Genomic DNA, 21,668 nt, shown 5'->3' with positions numbered 1-21,668 from the left:
CGTGGGAGGGTGCGACAGGCGCATCTCCCACGGTTCGTAGCGGTCTCAGTCGACCAGCTTCACGGTGCCTTTCATCAGCGAGTAGTGGCCGGGGAAGGAGCAGAAGAAGCTGTAATCCTCGCCTGCCGCCAGCTTGCTGACGTCGAAGGTCACCGAAGTGCTTTCGCCGCCGCCGATCAGATCGGTATGGGCGATCACACGCTCGTCACCGGCCTTGATGTAGCTGGCGTCCGGGCCGGCAGGAATGCCCTCGGTGGCCACGGCGGGCATGTCGGCGGTCTTGCTCAGCACCCAGTTGTGGCCCATGGCGGTCTTGGGCAGTGAGCCTACGTGCTTGAGATTGACCGTGAAGGTCTTGCAGCTCTTGCTGACGGAGATGGCCTGGGTGTTGAAGGTCATCTGGTCGGTCGATTCGACGTCCACCGAGCATTCGGCAGCGAGTAGTGGTGTGCTGGCCAGGCCAAGCAGTGCCATCAGAGCAACGTTACGCAGCATCTTTGAAGCCTCCAGATTGTGAATTTCCGGTCAGGTCTGAAGAGATTCGCACAGCTTCCGGGACTTAAGGATGCGACTGAACGCCACGCCTGTTTATCCAGAAAAGCTGTGGATAATTCTGTGGGGAAGCTCTGCAATGCCAGTTCCAGGCCTGGTCTCGCGGGCTTTCCCGGTATCTGCTCAGCTTTTGCCCAGACGGTTTGATCGCCACTGAAAAATGCTTTGAAATGAATTGCTTGAGCAAGAGGTCAAGGCTTTTGCGCGTCTCTGGAAAGCCACTGGCCGGTTATCCACGAAAGATGTGGAGCAAGCTGTGGATAAGCTTGGGGAAAGCCGGCCTCGACTGCGCCCGGCAGGGGGCGCAGACGATTGATGAGAAAATGAGCGCTCCTAGTGAACCGGTTTTTTGCGTAGCGTCTGCCACAGACGTGTGGCGAGGCTGACCAGCGGTACGCTGAGCAAGCCGGCGACGATGCCCAGCAGGGCATTGAGCAGCGTTGGCACCATGGCCGAAAGCAGGTGGCCGGCATCGCGCGCGACCCATTCGGCGGCGTGATGCACGGCACTTTCCACAGGTGGCAGGCCGTGACTGAGAATGCCGCCGCCGACCATGAACATGGCCGCGGTGCCAATCACCGACAATGCCTTCATCAGCCAGGGAGCCAGCCGCAGGATGCCGCGACCACAAGCCTGGGCGAAGACGCTGGTGCGTTGGCTGAGGTAGAGCCCGGCGTCGTCCAGCTTGACGATGCCGGCCACCAGGCCATACACGCCCACGGTCATCAGCAGGGCGATACCGCTGAGCACCAGCACCTGATTTAGGAAACTGGCGGCGGCGACGGTGCCCAGGGTGATGGCGATGATCTCGGCCGACAGCACGAAGTCGGTGCGCACCGCGCCACGGATCTTGTCGCGCTCGAATGCCACCAGATCCACCTGCGCATCGGCGATGGCCTTCAGGTGCACCTGTTGTTCGTCATCCTCTTGCTTGTGCAGCAGTTTGTGGATCAGCTTCTCGGCGCCTTCGTAGCAGAGAAACAGACCGCCGAGCATCAGCAGCGGCACCACCAGCCAGGGTGCGACGGCGCTGATCAGCAGTGCGGCTGGCACCAGGATCGCCTTGTTGACCAGCGAACCCTTGGCCACTGCCCAGACGACCGGCAGTTCGCGGTCCGCCTTGACGCCGGTGACCTGCTGGGCATTGAGCGCGAGGTCGTCGCCCAACACGCCTGCGGTCTTGCGCGCGGCGATCTTGGTCATGGTGGCGACGTCATCGAGTACGCTGCTGATATCGTCGATCAGGGCGAGCAGGCTGCTTCCGGCCATGTTACGGCTTCCGTGAGAGAGAGAAGCCGCAGAGCGTAGCATTGTGTTACATGTCTGCGTATAGGCTCAGTCCGGCGAGCGATCCACCCACTTCGGCGCTGCGCTGGGGCGCCACTCGCTGAGTGCGTCGAGCAGGTTCTGCGGGCTGCCTGCGATCTGCAGCATCTCGCGGTGCTGCGGGCGAACGAAGCGTTCGGCGACCAGATGATCGAGGAAGTCGCCGAGCTTGCTGTAGAAGCCGTTCACTTCCAGCAGGCCCAGCGGTTTGGCGTGGTAGCCCAACTGTCCCCAGGTCCATACCTCGAACAGCTCTTCCAGGGTACCGAGGCCGCCGGGCAGGGCGATGAAGGCGTCTGACAGCTCGGCCATGCGCGCCTTGCGTGCATGCATGCCGTCCACCACTTCCAGGCAGGTCAGGTTGCGGTGGCCGATCTCGGCGCGCTCCAGGCTTTGCGGGATGATGCCGATCACTTCGCCACCGGCGTTCAGCGCTGCATCGGCGACCACACCCATCAGGCCGACCGCACCACCGCCGTAGATCAGGCGAATGCCGCGCTGGGCCAGGTGCTGGCCGAGCGCTTCGGCAGCTTCACGGTAGACGGGACTGGCGCCAGGACTGGCACCACAGAAGACACAAACGCTATGCAGGGACATGGACGGATTCCTTGACTGAATGCGCCAAGGGTAACCAGCCGCTGCGTTCCGACCAAGCGTCAGTACCGCGTATCAATGCCGCAGGTGGCGCAGGCGTAGCTGGCGAGCAACTGTTTGAGCAGGTCGTTGAGGTACATGGCGCGACTTCCTGACGCAGGGACATGTTGTTCAGGCTAGTCCCGTTGCTGGCAGCGCGCCGTTAGATTGTTTCAATGATGGCGATAGGCGCAGCGCGATCAGACCAGCTCCATCGCACTCATCCCGGCCAGGCCCAACAGCACCACGCCACAGGCTGCGTAGGTCAGGCGATGCCAGAGCAGTGACGCGGCGCGGCGAAACCAGTCCACCAGACCGGCGCAGATGAAGCACCAGAGCAGCGAAGAAACCATGAAACCGGCGAAGAACACCGCCAGGTGCGTCGGCGTTGGCTGAGCGACGCCGATGGCCGCCATCGCCCCGCCCATGGCGGCCCAGTAGACGATGTTCTGCGGGTTGGTCAGCGACAGCGCAGCGCCGGCGGCGAAGGCACTACCGGCGGCGACCTGACCATCGTCGCTGGGGTGCGGCGGGCGATGGGCGTCGCGCAGTGACTGATAACCGAGCCAGGCCAGGTAGAGCGCGCTGGCCAGCGTCAGCGGATAGCGAATCTGTGCGCTGTCGAGCAGCAGCGCCAGGCCGGTCAGGCCCAGGGCGGCCCAGGTGGCGTCGCCCACCAGCGAGCCTATCTGTACCAGCAAGGCAGGTTTGTAGCCGTCACGCAGCCCACGGCGCAGGGTTTCGCTGAACACGGCACCCGGCGCGGCGTTGAAGACGAAGCCGAGGAGCATGGCGGCGAGGAAGAAGCTGAACATGGAGTGTCCTTAGTAGGAGAGGCAGGCAAGCCTGATGTCATAGCAGGTGGCGTGCCAGGCGCTGATAATAAAGTTTTCCACGGGGGCTGTGGGTATCTCTGTGGGTAAGCTGGTGGTGCTCGTCTGCCGGCCTCGTCGTGCGTCGTTCAGGCCGCGCTGACGAATATTTGAGCAGCGGAATTTTTCCTTTGTGCACAGAGGGTTGACAATTTCAAAGGCGTTTTTCGGGCGATTGTTGATTGTCCACGATAGCTGTGGATATTTTTGTTGATAAGCGCTGTAAGCTTTGCTGTAGGTCTCATTTGACGTGGCTCTCAGCGCTTCGTTCTTTTTTTGAGCAGCGCCAGGTGACGGACGTTTCGATAAGGATAAGGTGCGGATTGTCCAGCGTTTTCTGGGTGCGACTCCAGGAGGCAACAGGTTATCCCCGGATTTTGTTGGCAGCTCTGTGGATAAGCTGGTGGTAAAACCTTGGAACGCCTGTCAGGCCTGGCTGGTGCGCACGTGGCGAGTTGCTGGCCTTCATTGTGGCTGTAAGGCGCTGAGCTGCGTGGGGCGGCCGAGCAGTTGCAAGGCACGATCCGGGTAATCGGTGACCAGACCGTTGGCGCCCATTTCCAGCAATCGTCGCATTTCGGGCTGCTCGTTGATCGTCCACAGCTGTACGTGCAAACCTCGCGCCTGTGCATTGCGTATCAGGCGCGGGGTGGCCAATGTCAGGCCGCTATGTCGGGGAGGCATCTGCAGCACTGAATAGGAGGGTGACAGCAGGTCGCTCAGTCCCAGCCAGTTCAGCGCCAGCAGCAGGCGCACCGAAACCGGTCCGGCCGAGGTGGCGACCTCCGGGCAGAGCTCACGAAAGCGCTTGAGGCTGCGCTCATGAAAGCTGCCGACGATGACCCGATCGAGTTGGTCATAAGCCGCCAGCATTTCGCAGAGCACGGCTTCCATGCCGATATCGGGCACCTTGATTTCGAGCACCTTGGGGATCAATGGGAAACGCTCGAACACCTCTTCCAGCGCGGCAATACGCGTGCCCTGGCCGCGGTAGGGATAGCTCTGACCGCCATCTGCCGTCCATTTATAGCCGGCATCGAGCGCTTGCAGTTCGGCGAGGCTGAAGTGCGCGACCGGGCCCTGGCCATTGGTGGTGCGTTCCAGGGTTTCATCGTGGATCACCACCAGCTTGGCGTCCTGACTCAGGTGCAGGTCCATCTCCAGCATGTCGGCTCCGAGGGCAGTGGCGCGTTCGAAGGCGAACAGGGTGTTCTCCGGCCACAGCCCCTTGCCACCGCGATGGGCGATCACCAGAGGGCGTTCGCCGAGGTCTACGAGAACCGCAGGCAAGCTCGCCGGACGGCTGGTCAGTTTCAGCACCAGCACGATGACGCCGATCAGCAGCAGCGGGACGAGCAGAAATCGAGTGAAGCGCAGCATGGGCGGGGTCTCGAGAGCGGTTCGGGACTTTGTGCCCCAGCGCAGGGGCGTTGGCAAGTGCCACGCAAACGCCGGTAGCGCACCGCTACCGGCAGTGTCTGCGATGTAGGCGGCGACATCGGTGCGCATGGCGCACCCTACGGGATGAGGTCGGATGTGCCGCGCGCACCGCGGGTGTCCTGGAACGATAGAATCGTCCCCAGGGGTTGTCGGCGCTTAGCTGGCCAGCAGCCAGGCACCGGTGACTGCCGAGGCTGCGCCAGCGATGCGTACCAGCGGCGCCGCCGCTTGCGGTAGAAAGCGCACCAGGGCGAAACCGATGGCGTGCAGCGCAGCGGTAGCGACGATGAAGCCGATGGCATAACCGAAGGGGCTGGCCAGGTTCGGCAGCTCCAGGCCGTGGGCGACGCCGTGGGTGAGGGCGAAGATGGCGGTCAGCGCGACCGAAACCACCATGGGCAGGCGTGCAGCCACCGCCACCAGCAGACCGAAGGCCAGCACCGAACCGGCAATGCCGGTTTCCATCAGCGGGATTTCCACGCCGGCGAAGCCGAGAAGGCCGCCGACCAGCATGGTGCCGACGAATGTCACAGGCAGCGCCCAGCGCGCCGCGCCACTCTGCTGCGCAGCCCACAGGCCGACGGCGAACATCGCCAGCAGGTGATCCAGGCCGAACACCGGATGGGCCAGGCCGGCCATGATCCCGGAGTCGCCGTGCCCAGGGTGGGCGAAGGCCAGCGCCGGGGTGCAGAACAGGGCGATGGTGTAGAGGGTTTTGCGCAGATTCATGAGTATCTCCTTGAATGGGGAATCAGGCCGCCGTGAGCATGCCCTGGCGTTCGATGAAGGCGATGATCTCGTCGAGACCCTGGCCGATTTTCTGGTTGCTGAAGACGAAGGGCTTGTCGCCGCGCATCTTCAGGGTGTCGCGCTCCATCACCTCCAGGGAGGCGCCGACCATGGGCGCCAGATCGACCTTGTTGATCACCAGCAGGTCGGACTTGCAGATGCCGGGGCCGCCCTTGCGCGGCAGCTTGTCGCCGGCGGATACGTCGATCACGTACAGGGTCAGGTCCGATAGCTCGGGGCTGAAGGTGGCCGAGAGGTTGTCACCACCGGATTCGACGATGATCAGGTCCAGGCCGGGGAAGCGGCGGTTGAGCTGCTCCACGGCTTCCAGGTTGATCGAGGCGTCCTCGCGAATGGCGGTATGCGGGCAGCCGCCGGTTTCCACGCCGATGATGCGTTCGGGCTCCAGGGCCTCGTTGCGCACCAGGAACTGGGCGTCTTCCTGGGTGTAGATGTCGTTGGTGACCACGGCGATGTTGTAGCGCTCGCGCAGGGCGCGGCACAGGGCCAGGGTCAGGGCGGTCTTGCCGGAACCGACCGGGCCGCCGATGCCGACACGCAGGGGTTGGCTGTTCATGTGCTGATGTTCCTCGTCAGGAGCGGAAGAGACGCGAGTACTGGCGCTCGTGCGCCATGCTCGCCAGGGCCAGGCCGAAGGCGGCGCTGCCCCAGTGTTCGGGGGAAAAGGTGGCAGCCTGCTGCTGGGCGGCCTCGAGTTGCGGTAGCAGGCGGCTGGTCAGGCGCTGGGCGGCCTGTTGGCCCAGCGGCAGCACTTTCATCAATACGGCCAGCTGATTTTCCAGCCAGCCCCAGAGCCAGGCGGCCAGGGCATCGTCCGGACTGATCTGCCAGGCGCGTGCGGCCAGCGCCCAGGTCACGGCCAGGCCGGGCTCGTCCTGGGCTGCAAGTGCTTCGCGCGCCGCCTCGTCCAGCTCGGGCAGGCCTTCGAGCAGTTGCCGCAGCGAATAACCCATCTGCCGGCTCTCCAGGGCCAGCTCGCGGGTTTCACGACTGGCGCGGTGCTGTTCGGCCAGCGCCTGCAGGTGCGGCCAGTCACCTTCTTGCGCAGCGCGACAGTGAGCCAGCAGCAATGGTGCTTCGAAGCGGGCGAGGTTGAGCGTCAGTTGATCGGCCAGCCAGCGTTCGGCGTTATCGGCATCCGTGATCAGGCCACTGTCGATAGCCCATTCCAGGCCCTGCGAATAGCTGTAGCCGCCGATGGGTAGTTGTGGGCTGGCCAGGCGCAGAAGAGCCCAGGCGGGTTTCATGGTTTTGCCCTGGTGCGCGTGGCGCACCCTGTTTGACTCGATAGGTTCTGCGTCATTTGCGCACACCGAACTGGTGCAGGCGCGGGCCGTAGTTGAATTCCTCGTCGCCATGATGGGAGTGATGGTGGCCGCCGCCATAGGCGCCTTGCTCGGGCTGATAGGGCGCTTCGATGGCTTCGACCGTGGCGCCGAGCTGTTCGAGCATGGCCTTGAGCACGTAGTCGTCAGGCAGGCGCAGCCAGCCGTCGCCCAGTTGCAGGGCGACATGGCGATTGCCAAGGTGGTAGGCGGCGCGCATCAGTTCGAACGGGCTGGCGCAGGTGACGTGCAGCAGCGGCTCGGCCTTGGCGCGTACGCGGACGATACGTCCGTCCCTGGCCTGCAGGCATTCGCCGTCGGCCAGTGCTGGCTGGCCTCGCTCGAGAAACAGGCCGACCTCCTCACCGCTGGTGGTGAAACAGCGCAGGCGGCTTTTGCTGCGCGCTTCGAAGGTCAGTTCCAGTTCGGCGTCGCAGGTACTCTGCGGTGCGATTCGGGCGTGGATCACCAGCATCTGTGCTTATTCCGGGGTAATGTGCCCGGAAATAGTGCAAGTGGCTTGCCAAGGCTGGAGAGTGGCGCAAGGAAGCGCATTTCTGCGTGCTGTGGATAACTTGGCGAAGCAGTCAGGATTTATTTGGTGCGTTTTTTCTGTGCGCGCACGGTTGTGGTGCGCGCTACTCGGAGGGCTTGCCCAGACCCAGCCAGTGCTTGCCACCGACCATGATGAAGCGCAGTTGCTGGATGACCTTGGCCTCTGCCGTGAGGTGCGCCGGCAAGGTTTCGGCGGGCGGATCGATCAGTTCGGGCAAGGTGGCGAATACCGTCTTCACCACCAGATCCGACACCACGTCGAGCGCTGCATCATCGAGGTGCGGCATGCGGTTCATCAGCTTGAGGTCGGCGGCCAGGTCGCTGGTGATGCGTTCGCGCAGGGCCGAAACGGCCTGGCGTACGGGCTGCGAGCCGCCGTACTGCTCGCGGGCGAGGAACAGGAACTGAGCGCGATTGGCGGCCACTTCGGCGAGGAAGATACGCACCGAGGCGTCGATCATGCCGCGCATCTCGAACTCATGGCGGCGCACCTGGCGGATCGCCGCACGGAAGGTTTCGCCCACCTCTGCCACCAGCGCCAGGCCCAGCTCGTCCATGTCGGCGAAGTGGCGGTAGAAACCGGTAGGCACGATACCGGCGACGCGCGTCACCTCGCGCAGGCTCAGGCTGCCAAAGCCGCGCCCGCTCTCCATTAGGGCGAGGGCGGCGTCCATCAGTGACTGGCGAGTCTGCTGCTTCTGTTCGGCGCGTGGCGTCATGCGAAATCGGGTCGTTGAGCGATGCCGCACTCTAGCAAATGCGCGGCGCCAGCGTCGAACCGCGCAGATTCAGCTCGGTGAACGACTGTTGACTGAAATGCAGGCTATCTGTCAGCCTTGTGAGCAAGTGTTCACTGGATTTTTTCTGATGGCTCTGCTTTCCCTGTCATTGGCGCGGCATGCTGCGGGATGTCTGCGACCGCTGCGCCGGCTCTGTGCGACCGGCTGGCTGCGCGAGGCGGATATCGACCTGTGTTTGCGCTCGCTGCATCCGGCGCTGCGTCTCAACCGCGTATTCGCCAGCGTCGAGGCGCGGCGTTGGGTGGCCGACGATATGCTGGCACTGCAACTGCGCTGCAATGGAAATGCGCGGGACTGGCGGGCCGGGCAGCATGTCCAGGTTTATCTGGAGCAGGACGGTGTGCGCCACGGACGTAGTTACAGCCTCACTTCGGTGGCAGCCGACGGGCGTATCGAGCTTGCGATCAAGCGCCAGCCGGGCGGGCGCCTGTCCAATCTGCTGCTCGATCATCTGGAGGTGGGTAAGGTGATCGAGCTGGGTCAGGCATTTGGCGAGTTCGTTTGGCCGCAGGAGCAGGACGCCGTGTTGCTGCTGGCGGCTGGCAGTGGCATCACACCGTTGCTCGGTTTGTTGCGTGATGCACTGGCGCGTGGCTTTTCTGCGCCTGTGACGCTGCTGCATCAGGTCCGTCGTCACGGTCAGCAGGCCTTTGCCGAGGAGCTGCAGGCGCTGGCTGCGCGCTACACCAACTTCCAGGTGCGCTGGGCCTTCAGTGCCGAGGCTGATGGCCGGCTGACGGCCGATCACATCGCTGCCCTGACTGCCGAACACTTGCTGGTGTGCGGTCCGCGCGGTTTTGTCGACACGGCGTGCGGCTGGTGGCGCGATGCCGGGCGCGGCACCAGCCTGCAGTCGGAAAGTTTCAGCCCGCTGGCGGTGCTGACCGAGGAGCAGACACCTGAGGTGCGCCTGAGCTTTGCCCGCAGCCGCCAGCAGGCACTGGGTAACGGCAATGCCAGCCTGCTGGAGCAGGCCGAAGCCAATGGTTTGCGTCCAGCTCATGGCTGTCGCCAGGGCATCTGCGCCAGCTGCACCTGTTTGCTGCTGGCCGGCACGGTGCGTGATCTGCGCAGCGGTGAGCTGTTCGCCGAACCCAATCAACCCATACGCCTATGTGTCAGTGCCCCGCATGGGGACGTGGAGGTCGATCTGTGATGGCTCGTGTTGATCGTGAGTTGAACCCCGCCGAACTCGAAGCTTTCGGCCAGGAGCTGGATGCTCTGCGCCAGCGTACTCTGGCCGATCTGGACGAGACCGATGCGCGTTATATCCGCCGTGTGCGTGGCGTGGTGCGTTTTTGCTGCTGGAGTGGCCGTGCGCTGCTGATGTTCGGTTGGTTTCCGCCGACCTGGCTGCTCGGCACCTTCTTGCTAGGGCTGGGCAAGATCCTCGAGAACATGGAGCTGGGCCACAACGTGATGCACGGCCAGTACGACTGGATGAACGATCCGGAATTCGCTGGCCGCCAGTACGAATGGGACATCGTCGGGCCCGCCGATTTCTGGCGGCACACCCATAACCACGTGCATCACACCTACACCAACGTGCTGGGCATGGACGATGACGTTGGCTACGGCGTGGTGCGCCTGTTCCCCGAGCAGCGCTGGAAGCCGTTCTATCGTTGGCAGCCGCTGTGGGTGACGATCCAGGCGCTGCTGTTCCAGTACGCCGTGGCGATCCAGCACCTGCGTCTGGACAAGCTGGTGAAAGGCCGCATCAGCAAGGAAGAGGTGCGTCCGCTGGCGCGTCAATTCGGCGCCAAGCTGGCGCGGCAGTGGGGCAAGGACTACCTGGCGTTTCCGCTACTGGCCTTGCTGTTCGGTGCCAATGCGCTGGCCGTGCTGACAGGCAATCTGGTGGCCAACCTGCTGCGCAACCTGTGGACCTTTCTGGTGATCTTCTGCGGTCATTTCACCGAGCAGGCGGCGGTGTTCGCACCCGAGGTTCTGCAGGGGGAGACGCGTGGGCACTGGTACCTGCGTCAGTTACGCGGTTCGAGCAACCTGTCCGGTGGGCCGCTGCTGCATATCCTGACCGGCAACCTCAGCCATCAGATCGAGCATCACCTGTTCCCGGATCTGCCCGCACGGCGCTATGCCGAAGTGGCGCGTGAGGTGCGCCTGATCGCCCAGCGCTATGGCCAGCATTACAACTGCGGCACCTTGTGGGGGCAGTTCTCGACCGTGCTGCGGCGTATCTGGATCTACCGTTTGCCCGCTGCCGGGATGACGTGACTCGCGTGAAAGGCATAAAAAAGCCCGGCATGCGCCGGGCTTTGGGGGGTTACGACAGGGCTCAGGCCGTGTGGCCACGCTGCTCGATCAGGCGATCGGAACCACCCTCGGCCAGCTGAACACGCTGGGCGCCCGGCGTGCGCTCGTAGCCACCTTCGGCCAGCTGGATGCGCTGTGCACCTGGGGTACGCTCATAGCCACCCTCTACCAGCTGGATGCGCTGGCTGCCGGGAGTGCGGTCAGAACCGTCTTCAGCCAGGTGGATGCGTTGGGCGCCCGGCGTGCGGTCGGAGCCGTCTTCGGCCAGCGGTGCGATGGGTTGCTGTTGTACCTGGCTGTCCTTGGCTTCGCCCACCAGAGGGAAGGGCGCGCTGCTCGAGGCGGCGAATACGGTGGTGGTGATCAGGCTAAGGGCCAGAGTGACGAGGGTCAATTGAGCTTTCATGTCGATGTCTCCTTGAGGAGTAGTAAGTAGCGTCGGAGGCAATTCTTGAGGACATGAGCGCAGATAAGAACTTGACTGGCTTGATAGTGAACATCGACCCCCTCAATACTCTAGCGGGAGGCTCTATCTCGGGCCTTGTGGTCGGGTGTCAAACGTGGCGACGAATGTTTGGCGAGGCATCGCGCTGAATGCCGGGCGCGCGTATGCTTGGCGACCCTTGCGGGTCGTGCTCGATCCGTCCTCTTCTCAGTTCCCTGGAGGCAGGCTCAGCAATGCTCGCGGCACAGGCAATTTTGCCGATCTTCGCTCTGATCGTTCTCGGCTATCTGCTCGGCTGGCGCCAGTGGCTCACCAACGAGTCGGCGGCCGGCTTGGCCAACATCACCTTCAAGCTGTTCATGCCGACGCTGCTGTTCGCCGGCATCGCCAAGGCATCGCTGGCCGAAGGCCTGTCGCCGATGCTGCTGTTGGCCTATTACCTGCCGGTACTGCTGGTGTTCGTTGCGGTCAACGCGCTGGCGCACTGGCGTCGCGGTACAGCGACGCCGCTGGGATTGGTGGCGGCGTTCTCCAACAACGTGCTGGTGGGCATCCCGCTGATCGCCAGCCTGATGGGTAACGATGGTCTGCTCTACGTGTTCGCCATCCTGGTGTTCCACAGCCTCACGCTGTTTTCCCTGCACAGTTTCTACGCCGCCTTTGGCAGCCAGGAACGCGTTGACGGTCGCGCGCTGCTGAAGAACCTGGCCAACCCCATGATCATCGGCCTGGGACTGGGCGCACTGCTCAACCTGTCCGGGCTGCAACTGCCGGACAGTTTGTGGCGGGCAATCACCTGGCTCGGCCAGGCCGCGCTGCCCTGCGCGCTGATCGTGCTTGGCGCCAGCCTGTCGCGTTATCGCCTGCGCCCTACCGGCGAGGCCTGGGGGGTGGCCTTGGCCAAGCTGCTGCTGTTCCCGGCGCTGGTGTGGTGGCTCAGTGGCCAGCTCCCCGGTCTGAACGAGACGGCGCGCAGCGTGCTGGTGCTGCTCGCTGCCTGCCCCAGCGGGGTCAACGTGATGGCCTTTGCCCGTAGCGCGGAGGACAGTCGCAGCGTCAGCGCGGCGATTTCGCTGTCCACGCTGCTGGCGGCGGTTTCACTGCCGTTGTGGATGCTGCTGGTGGGCTTCTGAGTGCATCGCCTGGAGATTCGTTCTTCCGGGCGATAGGCGTAGACGCGATGCCTGGCTAGCATCGCGCTTCCCGCTCTGTTCAGGACTGCATCGATGAAACGATTCGCCCGCATGCTGCTCGGCCTGCTGTTGGTGTTCGGGTTGACTCTTGCTGCCTTCGTCACGCTCAGTTGGGCTCCGGATCGCCCGCTGGACGAACTCACTGCGCGCTGGGCGCCACCGCCTTCGCAGTTCGTCGAGATCGATGGCATGTCGGTGCACCTGCGTGACCAGGGGCGGCGCGATGACCCCGAGCCCATCCTGCTGCTGCACGGTACCTCCGCCAGCCTGCACACCTGGGAAGGTTGGGTAAAAGAGCTGGCCAGGCAGCGTCGCGTGATCAGCCTGGACTTACCCGGTTTCGGCCTGACCGGACCATTTCCCGATGGCGATTACCGCGTTGAGCACTACACGCATTTCCTCCTGGCTCTGCTCGATCATCTGCGGGTCAATCGCGTGGTGCTGGTCGGCAACAGTTTCGGCGGCCAGTTGGCCTGGCGCTTTGCCCTGGCTCATCCCGAGCGCAGTGCGCGTCTGGTGCTGGTGGATGCTGCCGGCTACCCGCGCAATGCCGAGTCGGTGCCGATAGGCTTTCGTCTGGCCGGCATTCCTGCCTTGGCGCCGTTGATGGGCCGGCTGTTGCCGCGAAGCATGATCGAGTCGAGCGTGCGCAACGTTTATGGCGATCCAGACAAGGTCGATGACGGACTGGTCGAGCGTTACTACCAACTGACCCTGCGTGCCGGCAATCGTCAGGCCTTGCGCCAGCGCTTCGCCCAGGCTCCCAGCGGCGAGCTGCATGAGCGCATTGGCGAACTCGAATTGCCCACGCTGATCATCTGGGGGGGGCGGGACCGGCTGATTCCTGTGAGCAATGCCAAGCGTTTCGCCGCCGATATCGAGGGCAGCCAGTTGGTGCTGTTCGAAGCCCTCGGCCACGTGCCCCAGGAAGAGGAGCCGCAGCGCACCGTCGCGGTGCTTATCAGCTTCCTGGCACGTTGAGGCTCTGGCGCGGTATTTTCCAAGCCTTTGATTTTGTTCGTGGAAGCGCTAGCCGTTAGTGGCTGGCGCGTTTCCTGCTATGGCTCGGCGGGGCGGTTGGCTTTGGCGAATCTTCGTCTAGGCTGACGGGATAACGAACAAAAAAAGCAGGAAACTGCATGCGCAAGGGCATTAGAGCTTTCGTCCGGGTCGTGGACGCATTCAACCGGAGGGTCGGGCGCTTCGCCATGTACCTGATCTTCGCCATGCTGGCGGTGCTCCTGTACTCCTCCATGAGCAAGACCTTCTTCACACCATCGATCTGGACCCTGGAAAGCGCCCAATTCCTCATGGTCGCCTACTTCCTGCTCGGCGGTGCCTACTCGATGCAGCTCGACGCCCATGTGCGCATGGACCTGGCCTACAGCGCCTGGTCGCCGCGTACGCGCGCCGTGGTCGATGCCATCACCGTGCTCATGCTGATCTTCTACCTGGTAATGCTGCTGGTCGGCGGCATCTCCTCCACCGAGTACGCCATCGAATACAAGGAGACCAGCTACTCGGCGTGGTCGCCTTACATGGCGCCGATCAAGATCGTCATGTGTTTCGGCATCGCCCTGATGCTGTTGCAGGCGATCTCCACCTTCTTCAAGGATCTGTACGCCGCCCGTGGGGAGACGCTCTGATGAGCTACGAGCTGATCGCGCTTCTGATGTTCTCCTCGATGATGTTGCTGCTGCTCACCGGCAAGCGGGTATTCGGCGCCATCGGCTTCGTCGCGGCGGCGGCTGCGTTGCTGTTGTGGGGCGATGGCGGCTCGGAGATGGCCTTCAGCGCGGCCATGAAACTGATGAAGTGGTACCCGCTGCTGACCCTGCCGATGTTCGTGTTCATGGGCTACATGCTCTCCGAGTCGGGCATCGCCGAAGACCTGTACAGGATGTTCCATGTGTGGATGGGACCGCTGCCGGGCGGTCTGGCCATCGGCACCATCTTCCTGATGGTGGCGATCTCGGCGATGAACGGCCTGAGCGTGGCCGGCATGGCAATCGGCGCCAGCATCGCCTTGCCCGAACTGCTCAGGCGTGGCTACGACAAGATCATGATCACCGGGGTGATTCAGGCGGGCAGCTCGCTCGGTATTCTGATTCCGCCCAGTGTGGTGCTGGTGCTCTACGGCATGATCGCGCGCCAGCCGGTGGGGCAGTTGTGGCTGGCCGGGGCCATTCCGGGGCTGATGATGGCCGGCATGTTCATGCTCTACATCGCCATTCGCTGCCGCCTGCAGCCGCATCTCGGCCCACCGCTGGCGCAGGCCGAGCGTGAGCAGATCAGCATGCAGGAGAAACTGCGGCTACTCAGTGCCGGGCTGGTGCCAGTGTTCATCTTCCTGTCGATGACCGGGCTGTTCCTGATGGGCTACACCAGCCTGGTGGAAAGCTCGGCCGTCGGTGCCGCTGCGGCGACCCTGGCGGCGCTATTCAAGGGGCGGCTGAGTGGCAAGGTGATGGAGGAAACGCTGCGCAAGACCCTGGCCATCAGTTGCATGTTCATGTGGATCATTCTCGCCGCGCTGTGCTTCGGCGCGGTGTTCGACGGTCTCGGCGCGGTCAGGGCCATCGAAGGCTTCTTCGTCGACAGCCTGCACCTGGGGCCGTGGCAGATCCTCATCCTGATGCAGATCTCGTTCATCCTGATGGGCATGTTCCTCGACGACACCGCCATGCTGGTGATCGTCGCGCCACTCTACATCCCGCTGGTCGGCGCTCTGGGCTTCGACCTGATCTGGTACGGCGTGCTCTACACCATCACCTGCCAGATCGCCTACATGACCCCGCCGTTCGGCTACAACCTGTTCCTCATGCGCGCGATGGCACCTCCCGAGGTGAGCCTGCGCGACATCTACGTCTCGGTCATACCCTTTGTCTTCATCATGGTCCTGGCGCTGACCCTGGTCATGGTCTTTCCGCAGCTGGCGCTGTGGTTGCCGCAACTGCATTACGGCGGCTGATCAACGGAAATCGGCGCGAGCGCGCGCCAGCAGTCGAGCCGGTTCGTCCGGCCACTGGTAAGGCCGTCAGCTATGGCGGCATTGAGCGGTTGTATTGCATCTGCATCGACACTATGGAGAGACCAGCATGAGTACGAGACGCGATTTCCTCAAGACCGCCGCGGTCACCACCGGTGCCGTCGGCACCGCTACCCTCGGTTCGTCGCACATTTATGCCGCCGAGCCGAAGAAGATCACCTGGCGATTGCAGACCTACGCCGGCGCTGCGTTGGCCGAGCACGTGATCAAACCCTCGATCGACGCCTTCAACAAGGCCGCCAACGGCCAGATGGAGATCCAGCTGTATTTCGCCGACCAGTTGGTGCCGACCGGCGAGCTGTTCCGCGCCATGCAGCGCGGCACCATCGATGCGGTGCAGAGTGATGACGACTCGATTGCCGCGCCGGTGGATGTCTCGGTATTCGGTGGTTACTTCCCCTTCGCCACCCGCTACAGCCTCGATGTGCCGGTGCTGTTCGAACAGTACGGACTCAACGAGATCTGGGCCGAGGCCTACGGCGAGGTCAAGGGCGTAACCTGGCTCGGCGCTGGCGCCTGGGACCCTTGCCACTTCGCCACGGTTGAGCCGATCACCAGGCTTGAGCACCTCAAGGGCAAGCGCATCTTTACCTTTCCCACCGCCGGCAAATTCCTCACGCGTTTCGGCGTGATTCCGGTGACGCTGCCCTGGGAAGACGTCGAGGTGGCGATCCAGACCGGTGAGCTGGACGGCATCGCCTGGTCCGGCATCACCGAGGACTACACCGTAGGCTGGGCCAACGTCACCAAGTACTTCCTGACCAATAACATCTCCGGTGCCTGGTGCGGCTCCTACTTCGCCAACTCGGACAAATGGGCGGAAGTGCCGGAGCATCTCAAGACCCTGTTCAAGCTGTGCATGGACAGCTCCAACTACTATCGCCAACACTGGTACTGGGGCGGCGAGGCGCAACTGCGGGTCGAAGGCGGCAAGCTGGAACTGACCTCCATTCCGGCCGAGGAGTGGGCCACGGTAGAGGCCGAGGCGTTGAAGTTCTGGGACGAAATCGCCAAGACCAGCCCGCGCTGCGCCAAGGTGGTGGACATCTTCAAGAAGTACAACGCACTGATGGCCAAGGCCGGAGCGCCTTATCGCGGTTGATGTCGCTCCCGACAGCCTGCCCGCCGCTCACCCTGCGGGTAGGCTGTTCTGCTGCAGACAGGTCATGCCGGATGCTTGCGGCGCTGCAAACTCTCTCGGGCCAGGTCTGTGAATGCCTTGAGCGCTGCAGACGGATTGCGTCGATTGGGGTAGTACAGACACAGTTCATCTCTCGGCGGCGTCCAGTCCTGCAGCACCCGCTGCAGGTCTCCAGCGTCGACTTCCGCCTGGACCTCCTGCTCCAGAAAGAGTCCGAGCGCCACGTTCGCCTGCACGATGGCCTTGGCCACACTCGGCTCGTCCACGGTGAACTGGCCCCCGATATCGAGCCTGAGTACTTCGCCCGCATGTTCGAAGTACCAGGGATAGATGGCGCCGTTGGGCAGCCGGATGCGCAGGCATTCATGCTGCTTCAAATCGACAGGGGTTTGCGGCTGGCCGCGTTCGGCGAAGTACTTGGCTGTTCCCACCACGGCATAACGCTGTGTCTGGCCCAGTGAGATGGTGATCATGTCATTGGGGATCAGGCTGGATGCGCGCACGCCCAGATCGAAGCCTTCCGCGACGACGTCCACCAGTCGCTCCTCCGTCACCAGATCGATCTGGACGCGCGGGTAGCGGTCGGCAAACTCAAGGACCAGTGGCAGCAGGGCTGTGCGCGCTGCGCTGGCAAATGCGTTGATTCTTATCACGCCAGCAGGTTCTGCGTTGTGCGAGCGAACCGTATCCAGTGCGCCGCGCAGAGCCTGCAGGGCTGGTTCCACCTGCTCAAGATACCGCCTGCCCGACTCTGTCAGCGACACGCTGCGTGTGGTGCGATTGAACAGTCGCGTCTGCAGAGTCGTCTCCAGCTTGGCGATGGTGCTGCTCAGCGCAGTGGTGGAAACATTCAGGTCGATAGCTGCCCGCCGAAACGAGGCGCGGCGGGCCACGGCCAGGACGGCCTCCAGCTCATGAAGGGTAAGACGTGAATCGGACATCGAATTGTCCTGCCATGCGGGATTGGTCATCAATATCTGTCCCAATTGAGCAGATTATCTCGCGCGAGGCAAGATGGCAGTCCTGCAAGCCTGACAACCCTGAGAGGACCCAACTTATGAACCTGCAATTGCCGAGCGCCGTTCAGGCCTACTTCGAGATCAGCAACGGTGATGACATCTCACGCATGGCGGCGTGTTTCTGCGCGGACGCCAGCGTGACCGATGAAAATCGCAGCCATCAGGGGATCGAAGCCATCGAATCCTGGCAGCGGGCCGCGCGGCAGGCATTCACCTATCGGGTGGAGCCCATCGAGTCATCTGGCGAGGGTGATCAACTGAGCGTCACGGCAATGGTGAGCGGTGATTTTTCCGGCAGCCCGCTACCGCTCAGGCATGTCTTCACGCTCCGTGATGGGCGGATCAGCTCACTGGAGATTGCCCCATGATGAACCTTGAGCTTGCCGGCAAGCGGGTCCTGGTCACCGGTGGTACCAAAGGCGTGGGGCTCGCAGTGGTTCGTCTGTTCCACGCCGAGGGTGCGCGGGTGCTGACCGCGGCGCGACAGGCCGATAGCGCCGTACCGCCAGATATCTTCGTTGAGGCCGATCTTTGTACCCGAGAAGGTTGCGCTGCGCTGGTGGCGGCGACGGAGCAGCGCTTGGGCGGGGTCGACATCCTTGTGCATGTGCTGGGTGGCTCGTCTGCTCCCGGCGGAGGTTTTGCTGCGCTGGACGACGAGCAATGGCAGCGCGAGCTCGATCTGAACCTGTTTCCGGCTGTACGTCTGGACCGTGCGCTGCTTCCGGGCATGCTTCAGCGCGCAGCGGGCGTGATCATTCATGTGACATCCATCCAGAGTCGTTTGCCACTGCCCGAGGCGACCACCGCATATGCCGCAGCCAAGGCCGCACTCTCGACTTACAGCAAGAGTCTGTCGAAGGAGGTGTCACCCAAGGGCGTGCGCGTCGTGAGGGTTGCTCCGGGCTGGATCGAAACCGAGGCATCGGTGGCCCTGGCCGAGCGATTGGCAGAGAAGGCGGGCACCGATTACGAAGGCGGCAAGCGCATCATCATGGAGACGCTGGGAGGCATTCCGCTCGGCCGCCCATCGAAACCGTCGGAAGTCGCTGAACTGATCGCTTTCCTGGCGTCACCTCGGGCAGCCGCCATCACCGGCAGTGAATTCCTGATCGATGGCGGCACGGTGCCGACAGCATAGTGCGTCGCGGTGGACAGCCTGCGGTTGTCCACCGCCTTGATCGTCATCGCCTATTTTTCTGCCCAGCTCCCTGCCATCCCGGCAATCCTGTACCACACTCTATGAGCCTGAAACGGACGCTGTCACACGCGTCGTACTGCGCTCGTGCGTCGTCGGCCCTGCCTGGCCGGTCATGGATGCCCAGCCCTTCGCTGAACCCGTCCGCGATAACAACAAGACACAGGGGGTAGCATGTTCAAACCACGGGATGTAAAGACCGTCGGCGAGGCCCGGCGCATTGTCGAGGAGCGTGGCCTGAGCCACGTGAAGGTGGGCCTGTTCGATAACGATGGGGTGATGCGCGGCAAATACATGAGCCGCAGCAAGTTCTTCTCTGCCCTCGAGCATGGTTTCGCCTTCTGCGATGTGGTGCTCGGCTGGGACGTCAAGGATCAGCTCTACGACAACGCTCAGTACACCGGCTGGCACAGTGGCTATCCGGACGCGCCGGTGCGCATCCTGCCGCACACTTGCCGCGAGATTCCCTTCGAGAACGGCATGCTGCTGTTTCTCGCCGAATTCGACCAGCAGGCCGAGGCGGTGTGCCCGCGCGGCACCCTGCGCCGGGTGATCCAGCGCTGCCAGGACATGGGGTTCGAGCCCTATGCCGCGCTGGAATATGAATTCTTCATGTTCGATGAAACGCCGGACTCGGCACGGGCCAAGGGGTTTCGCGATCTCAAGCCATTCACCCCGGACTGGTTCGGCTACTCGATGATCCGCAATTCGGTGCATGCCGAGCTCTATCACCAGATTCTCGAAATGGGCGAGGCGATGGACTTTCCCATCGAGGGCCTGCACACCGAGACCGGCCCCGGTGTGCTCGAGGCAGCCATCGCCTACGACCGTGCCGAAGCCGCGGCGGACAAGGGCGCGCTGTTCAAGACCTTCATGAAGGTGCTGGCCCAGCGCAGCGGCCTGATGGCCACCTTCATGGCCAAGTGGTCCGGCAAGTATCCGGGGCAGAGTGGGCATATCCACGTCTCGCTGCGCGACCGCAAGAGCGACAAGTCGGCCTTCTACGACCCCAGCCAGGCACACAACATGAGCAAGCTGCAGCGGCACTTTCTCGCTGGGCAGCAGCGCCTGATGCCGGAATTCCTGTGCATGGTGGCGCCGACGTTGAACAGCTATCGGCGCCTGATCCCCGGCTTCTGGGCACCTACCGACGCCACCTGGGGCGTGGAGAACCGCACCGCGGCGCTGCGGGTGATCCCCGGTAGCGACAAGTCGCAGCGTCAGGAGTACCGCCTCGGCGCCGCCGACGGCAATCCGTTCCTGGCGCTGTCGGTGGCCATCGGTTCGGGCTTGTACGGCGTCATGCAGGAGTGGGAACCGACCGAACCGGTCAGCGGTAACGCCTATGCGGTCAAGCATCCCGAGGAACTGGCGCTGCCGCGCACGCTGTGGGACGCCGCGCAGCGTCTGAAGGGCTCACAGGCCGCCCGCGAATTGTTCGGCGATGCCTTCGTCGAGCACTTCGCCGCCAGCCGCGAATGGGAAGAGCGCGAGTACCGTCGGCATGTCAGCGATTGGGAGCTGGATCGCTACTTCGAAATCATCTGATTCCACCGTCCGTAGCCCGGATGCAATCCGGGCGGTTTCGTCGAGTGTCCCGGATTGCATCCGGGCTGCGCGTGCAAGGTTTATGGAGCACCTTATGAGCAAGCTGCAATGCATTTCCCCCATCGACGGCTCGGTCTACGTCGAACGTCATCTGGCGTCCAATCCCGAGGTACTGGTGGCGCTGGCCAAGGCCGAGCTGGCGCAGCAGGCCTGGAAGCAGACGCCGCTGCGCGAGCGTATCGCCATTGGCCGGCGCGCCATCGAGATCTTCGCCGCGCGTGAGGCGCAGTTGGCCGAGGAGTTGTGCTGGATGATGGGGCGGCCGATCCGTTACGCCGCTGGCGAGATCCGTGGCTTCGTCGAACGCGCCAGCCATATGGCGGATATCGCCGAGGGCTCGCTGGCCGATATCCGCCTGCCGGACAAGGCCGGTTTCACCCGTTTCATTCGTCGTGAGCCACTGGGCCTGGCCTTGATCATCGCCCCCTGGAACTACCCCTACCTGACTGCCGTCAACGCGGTGATGCCGGCGCTGCTGGCGGGCAACGTGGTGCTGCTCAAACACTCGGCGCAGACACCGCTGTGCGCTGAACGCATGGTCGAAGCCTTTGTCGAGGCCGGTCTGCCCGAAGGCGTGTTCCAGTACCTGCACCTGAGCCATGGTGAGACCGAGGCGCTGATTCGCTCGCCGAGCATCGACCACGTCGCTTTCACCGGTTCGGTGCCCGGGGGCGCCATGGTCGAGCGCGCGGCTGCAGGACGCTTCATCAGCGTCGGTCTGGAACTTGGTGGCAAGGACCCGGCCTATGTCAGGGCCGACGCCGATCTGCAGCACGCGGTGGAAACCGCCATCGACGGCGCCTTCTTCAACTCCGGGCAGTCCTGCTGCGGTATCGAGCGCATCTATGTGCACGCGTCATTGTTCGATGAGTTCGTCGAGCGCGCCGTGGCGCTGGTGCGCCAGTACAAGTTGGGGCGTTCGGACGACCCGCAGACCACCCTTGGCCCGCTGGTGCGCAGCGACGCCGCCGATTTCGTCCGCGCGCAGATCGCCGAGGCGGTCGAGCAGGGCGCCAGGGCGCATATCGACCCGGCCGAGTTTCCCCTGGATGCGCCAGGTACGCCCTACCTGGCGCCGCAGGTGCTGACCAACGTCAACCATGAAATGCGCGTGATGACCGAGGAATCCTTCGGTCCGGTGGTGGGCATTCAGAAGGTCGCCAGCGACGAGGAAGCGCTGGCGCTGATGAACGACAGCGAGTTCGGCCTGACCGCGGCGATCTTCAGCCGCGACGTCGATGCCGCCATGGCCCTGGCTGATCGGGTAGAGGCCGGCACGGTATTTCTCAACCGCTGCGACTACCTCGACCCCGGCCTGGCCTGGACCGGGGTGAAGCACTCCGGGCGCGGCTGCACCTTGTCGCGGGTCGGCTATGAGCAACTGACCCGGCCGAAATCCTTTCACTTCAAGACTCAGCTGTGAGGCGC

General features: G+C 63.4%; 23 protein-coding genes. 11 read left to right on the top strand and 12 right to left on the bottom strand.

Annotated elements, in window-relative coordinates:
• Positions 1-45: 45 nt before the first annotated feature.
• The 10 genes from azu to fabR all read right to left on the bottom strand — a co-directional run bounded on the left by azu (position 46) and on the right by fabR (position 8,232).
• Complete coding sequence (gene azu / locus H3221_RS02310; RefSeq protein WP_196473903.1) at positions 46-495, bottom strand: azurin; 450 nt, start codon at positions 493-495, stop codon at positions 46-48.
• Positions 496-885: 390 nt separating this feature from the next.
• Positions 886-1,821 carry a DUF808 domain-containing protein gene (locus H3221_RS02305; protein WP_196473902.1) on the bottom strand — a complete coding sequence of 312 codons (936 nt, stop codon included), beginning with the start codon at positions 1,819-1,821 and terminating at the stop codon, positions 886-888.
• 66 nt (positions 1,822-1,887) lie between these two features.
• The gene (locus H3221_RS02300; RefSeq protein ID WP_196473901.1) at positions 1,888-2,475 is read right to left on the bottom strand and encodes an LOG family protein; all 588 of its coding nucleotides are present in this window, start codon (positions 2,473-2,475) and stop codon (positions 1,888-1,890) included.
• 236 nt (positions 2,476-2,711) lie between these two features.
• Positions 2,712-3,326, bottom strand: coding sequence for a LysE family transporter (locus H3221_RS02295; protein ID WP_196473900.1), 615 nt, complete (start codon positions 3,324-3,326; stop codon positions 2,712-2,714).
• Positions 3,327-3,848: 522 nt separating this feature from the next.
• Positions 3,849-4,763, bottom strand: coding sequence for a glycerophosphodiester phosphodiesterase (locus tag H3221_RS02290; protein WP_196473899.1), 915 nt, complete (start codon positions 4,761-4,763; stop codon positions 3,849-3,851).
• 216 nt (positions 4,764-4,979) lie between these two features.
• Entirely contained in the window at positions 4,980-5,552 is a 573-nt protein-coding gene (locus H3221_RS02285; RefSeq protein WP_196473898.1) for a HupE/UreJ family protein, read from the bottom strand.
• 22 nt (positions 5,553-5,574) lie between these two features.
• Complete coding sequence (gene ureG / locus H3221_RS02280) at positions 5,575-6,189, bottom strand: urease accessory protein UreG (protein ID WP_003246865.1); 615 nt, start codon at positions 6,187-6,189, stop codon at positions 5,575-5,577.
• 16 nt (positions 6,190-6,205) lie between these two features.
• Positions 6,206-6,880, bottom strand: a complete 675-nt coding sequence (locus H3221_RS02275; protein ID WP_196473897.1) for an urease accessory protein UreF — start codon at positions 6,878-6,880, stop codon at positions 6,206-6,208.
• 52 nt (positions 6,881-6,932) lie between these two features.
• A complete protein-coding gene (ureE, locus tag H3221_RS02270) occupies positions 6,933-7,433 on the bottom strand; it encodes an urease accessory protein UreE (RefSeq protein WP_196473896.1) in 501 nt (166 codons plus the stop codon).
• A 163-nt stretch (positions 7,434-7,596) separates the two neighbouring features.
• Entirely contained in the window at positions 7,597-8,232 is a 636-nt protein-coding gene (gene fabR / locus H3221_RS02265) for an HTH-type transcriptional repressor FabR (RefSeq protein WP_196473895.1), read from the bottom strand.
• A 148-nt stretch (positions 8,233-8,380) separates the two neighbouring features.
• On the opposite strand from fabR, the gene H3221_RS02260 reads away from it, so the two are divergent.
• A complete protein-coding gene (locus H3221_RS02260) occupies positions 8,381-9,469 on the top strand; it encodes a ferredoxin reductase (protein ID WP_196473894.1) in 1,089 nt (362 codons plus the stop codon).
• Positions 9,469-10,548: a fatty acid desaturase family protein gene (locus H3221_RS02255; RefSeq protein ID WP_196473893.1), complete on the top strand. Its 1,080-nt coding sequence runs from the start codon at positions 9,469-9,471 to the stop codon at positions 10,546-10,548. Before H3221_RS02260 ends, H3221_RS02255 begins: the two co-directional genes overlap by 1 nt.
• 61 nt (positions 10,549-10,609) lie before the next feature.
• Here the strand turns inward: H3221_RS02255 and H3221_RS02250 are convergent, their stop codons facing one another.
• Complete coding sequence (locus H3221_RS02250; RefSeq protein ID WP_196473892.1) at positions 10,610-10,993, bottom strand: hypothetical protein; 384 nt, start codon at positions 10,991-10,993, stop codon at positions 10,610-10,612.
• A 272-nt stretch (positions 10,994-11,265) separates the two neighbouring features.
• Between H3221_RS02250 and H3221_RS02245 the strand changes: the two genes are divergently transcribed.
• The 5 genes from H3221_RS02245 (at position 11,266) to H3221_RS02225 (ending at position 16,376) form a co-directional block, all read left to right on the top strand.
• Complete coding sequence (locus H3221_RS02245) at positions 11,266-12,165, top strand: AEC family transporter (protein WP_196473891.1); 900 nt, start codon at positions 11,266-11,268, stop codon at positions 12,163-12,165.
• Positions 12,166-12,258: 93 nt separating this feature from the next.
• A complete protein-coding gene (locus H3221_RS02240) occupies positions 12,259-13,206 on the top strand; it encodes an alpha/beta fold hydrolase (RefSeq protein WP_196473890.1) in 948 nt (315 codons plus the stop codon).
• 158 nt (positions 13,207-13,364) lie between these two features.
• Positions 13,365-13,871, top strand: coding sequence for a TRAP transporter small permease subunit (locus H3221_RS02235; protein ID WP_196473889.1), 507 nt, complete (start codon positions 13,365-13,367; stop codon positions 13,869-13,871).
• Complete coding sequence (locus H3221_RS02230; RefSeq protein WP_196473888.1) at positions 13,871-15,196, top strand: TRAP transporter large permease; 1,326 nt, start codon at positions 13,871-13,873, stop codon at positions 15,194-15,196. Before H3221_RS02235 ends, H3221_RS02230 begins: the two co-directional genes overlap by 1 nt.
• Before the next feature lie 127 nt (positions 15,197-15,323).
• Positions 15,324-16,376, top strand: coding sequence for a twin-arginine translocation signal domain-containing protein (locus tag H3221_RS02225; RefSeq protein ID WP_160019258.1), 1,053 nt, complete (start codon positions 15,324-15,326; stop codon positions 16,374-16,376).
• A gap of 62 nt (positions 16,377-16,438) precedes the next feature.
• Here H3221_RS02225 and H3221_RS02220 read toward each other — a convergent pair whose 3' ends face one another.
• Positions 16,439-17,386 (bottom strand): LysR substrate-binding domain-containing protein, encoded by a 948-nt coding sequence (locus H3221_RS02220; protein WP_263482648.1) that lies wholly within the window; start codon positions 17,384-17,386, stop codon positions 16,439-16,441.
• Between the two features lie 86 nt (positions 17,387-17,472).
• On the opposite strand from H3221_RS02220, the gene H3221_RS02215 reads away from it, so the two are divergent.
• From H3221_RS02215 to H3221_RS02200, 4 genes are all read left to right on the top strand, one after another.
• Positions 17,473-17,802 (top strand): nuclear transport factor 2 family protein, encoded by a 330-nt coding sequence (locus H3221_RS02215; protein WP_196473887.1) that lies wholly within the window; start codon positions 17,473-17,475, stop codon positions 17,800-17,802.
• Positions 17,799-18,575, top strand: coding sequence for an SDR family oxidoreductase (locus H3221_RS02210; protein ID WP_196473886.1), 777 nt, complete (start codon positions 17,799-17,801; stop codon positions 18,573-18,575). Before H3221_RS02215 ends, H3221_RS02210 begins: the two co-directional genes overlap by 4 nt.
• Positions 18,576-18,806: 231 nt before the next feature.
• Positions 18,807-20,180, top strand: coding sequence for a glutamine synthetase family protein (locus H3221_RS02205; protein WP_196473885.1), 1,374 nt, complete (start codon positions 18,807-18,809; stop codon positions 20,178-20,180).
• A gap of 94 nt (positions 20,181-20,274) precedes the next feature.
• The gene (locus H3221_RS02200; RefSeq protein WP_196473884.1) at positions 20,275-21,663 is read left to right on the top strand and encodes an aldehyde dehydrogenase family protein; all 1,389 of its coding nucleotides are present in this window, start codon (positions 20,275-20,277) and stop codon (positions 21,661-21,663) included.
• The last annotated feature ends 5 nt before the right edge of the window (positions 21,664-21,668 follow it).

The sequence above is a fragment of the Pseudomonas chaetocerotis genome (genome assembly GCF_015712105.2).
In the GTDB taxonomy this organism is placed as follows: domain Bacteria; phylum Pseudomonadota; class Gammaproteobacteria; order Pseudomonadales; family Pseudomonadaceae; genus Aquipseudomonas; species Aquipseudomonas chaetocerotis.
Note: the sequence above shows the minus strand (reverse complement) of the source record. Positions and strands in the feature narration are given on the sequence as shown.

Coding starts and splice junctions, on each gene's coding strand:
- H3221_RS02285 (WP_196473898.1), bottom strand. CDS start 5,552: ATGAATCTGCGCAAAACCCTCTACACCATCGCCCTGTTCTGCACCCCG.
- ureG (WP_003246865.1), bottom strand. CDS start 6,189: ATGAACAGCCAACCCCTGCGTGTCGGCATCGGCGGCCCGGTCGGTTCC.
- H3221_RS02245 (WP_196473891.1), top strand. CDS start 11,266: ATGCTCGCGGCACAGGCAATTTTGCCGATCTTCGCTCTGATCGTTCTC.
- H3221_RS02255 (WP_196473893.1), top strand. CDS start 9,469: ATGGCTCGTGTTGATCGTGAGTTGAACCCCGCCGAACTCGAAGCTTTC.
- H3221_RS02250 (WP_196473892.1), bottom strand. CDS start 10,993: ATGAAAGCTCAATTGACCCTCGTCACTCTGGCCCTTAGCCTGATCACC.
- azu (WP_196473903.1), bottom strand. CDS start 495: ATGCTGCGTAACGTTGCTCTGATGGCACTGCTTGGCCTGGCCAGCACA.
- H3221_RS02240 (WP_196473890.1), top strand. CDS start 12,259: ATGAAACGATTCGCCCGCATGCTGCTCGGCCTGCTGTTGGTGTTCGGG.
- H3221_RS02220 (WP_263482648.1), bottom strand. CDS start 17,386: ATGACCAATCCCGCATGGCAGGACAATTCGATGTCCGATTCACGTCTT.
- fabR (WP_196473895.1), bottom strand. CDS start 8,232: ATGACGCCACGCGCCGAACAGAAGCAGCAGACTCGCCAGTCACTGATG.
- H3221_RS02305 (WP_196473902.1), bottom strand. CDS start 1,821: ATGGCCGGAAGCAGCCTGCTCGCCCTGATCGACGATATCAGCAGCGTA.
- H3221_RS02260 (WP_196473894.1), top strand. CDS start 8,381: ATGGCTCTGCTTTCCCTGTCATTGGCGCGGCATGCTGCGGGATGTCTG.
- H3221_RS02215 (WP_196473887.1), top strand. CDS start 17,473: ATGAACCTGCAATTGCCGAGCGCCGTTCAGGCCTACTTCGAGATCAGC.
- H3221_RS02205 (WP_196473885.1), top strand. CDS start 18,807: ATGTTCAAACCACGGGATGTAAAGACCGTCGGCGAGGCCCGGCGCATT.
- H3221_RS02225 (WP_160019258.1), top strand. CDS start 15,324: ATGAGTACGAGACGCGATTTCCTCAAGACCGCCGCGGTCACCACCGGT.
- H3221_RS02230 (WP_196473888.1), top strand. CDS start 13,871: ATGAGCTACGAGCTGATCGCGCTTCTGATGTTCTCCTCGATGATGTTG.
- H3221_RS02295 (WP_196473900.1), bottom strand. CDS start 3,326: ATGTTCAGCTTCTTCCTCGCCGCCATGCTCCTCGGCTTCGTCTTCAAC.
- H3221_RS02200 (WP_196473884.1), top strand. CDS start 20,275: ATGAGCAAGCTGCAATGCATTTCCCCCATCGACGGCTCGGTCTACGTC.
- H3221_RS02210 (WP_196473886.1), top strand. CDS start 17,799: ATGATGAACCTTGAGCTTGCCGGCAAGCGGGTCCTGGTCACCGGTGGT.
- H3221_RS02300 (WP_196473901.1), bottom strand. CDS start 2,475: ATGTCCCTGCATAGCGTTTGTGTCTTCTGTGGTGCCAGTCCTGGCGCC.
- H3221_RS02290 (WP_196473899.1), bottom strand. CDS start 4,763: ATGCTGCGCTTCACTCGATTTCTGCTCGTCCCGCTGCTGCTGATCGGC.
- ureE (WP_196473896.1), bottom strand. CDS start 7,433: ATGCTGGTGATCCACGCCCGAATCGCACCGCAGAGTACCTGCGACGCC.
- H3221_RS02235 (WP_196473889.1), top strand. CDS start 13,365: ATGCGCAAGGGCATTAGAGCTTTCGTCCGGGTCGTGGACGCATTCAAC.
- H3221_RS02275 (WP_196473897.1), bottom strand. CDS start 6,880: ATGAAACCCGCCTGGGCTCTTCTGCGCCTGGCCAGCCCACAACTACCC.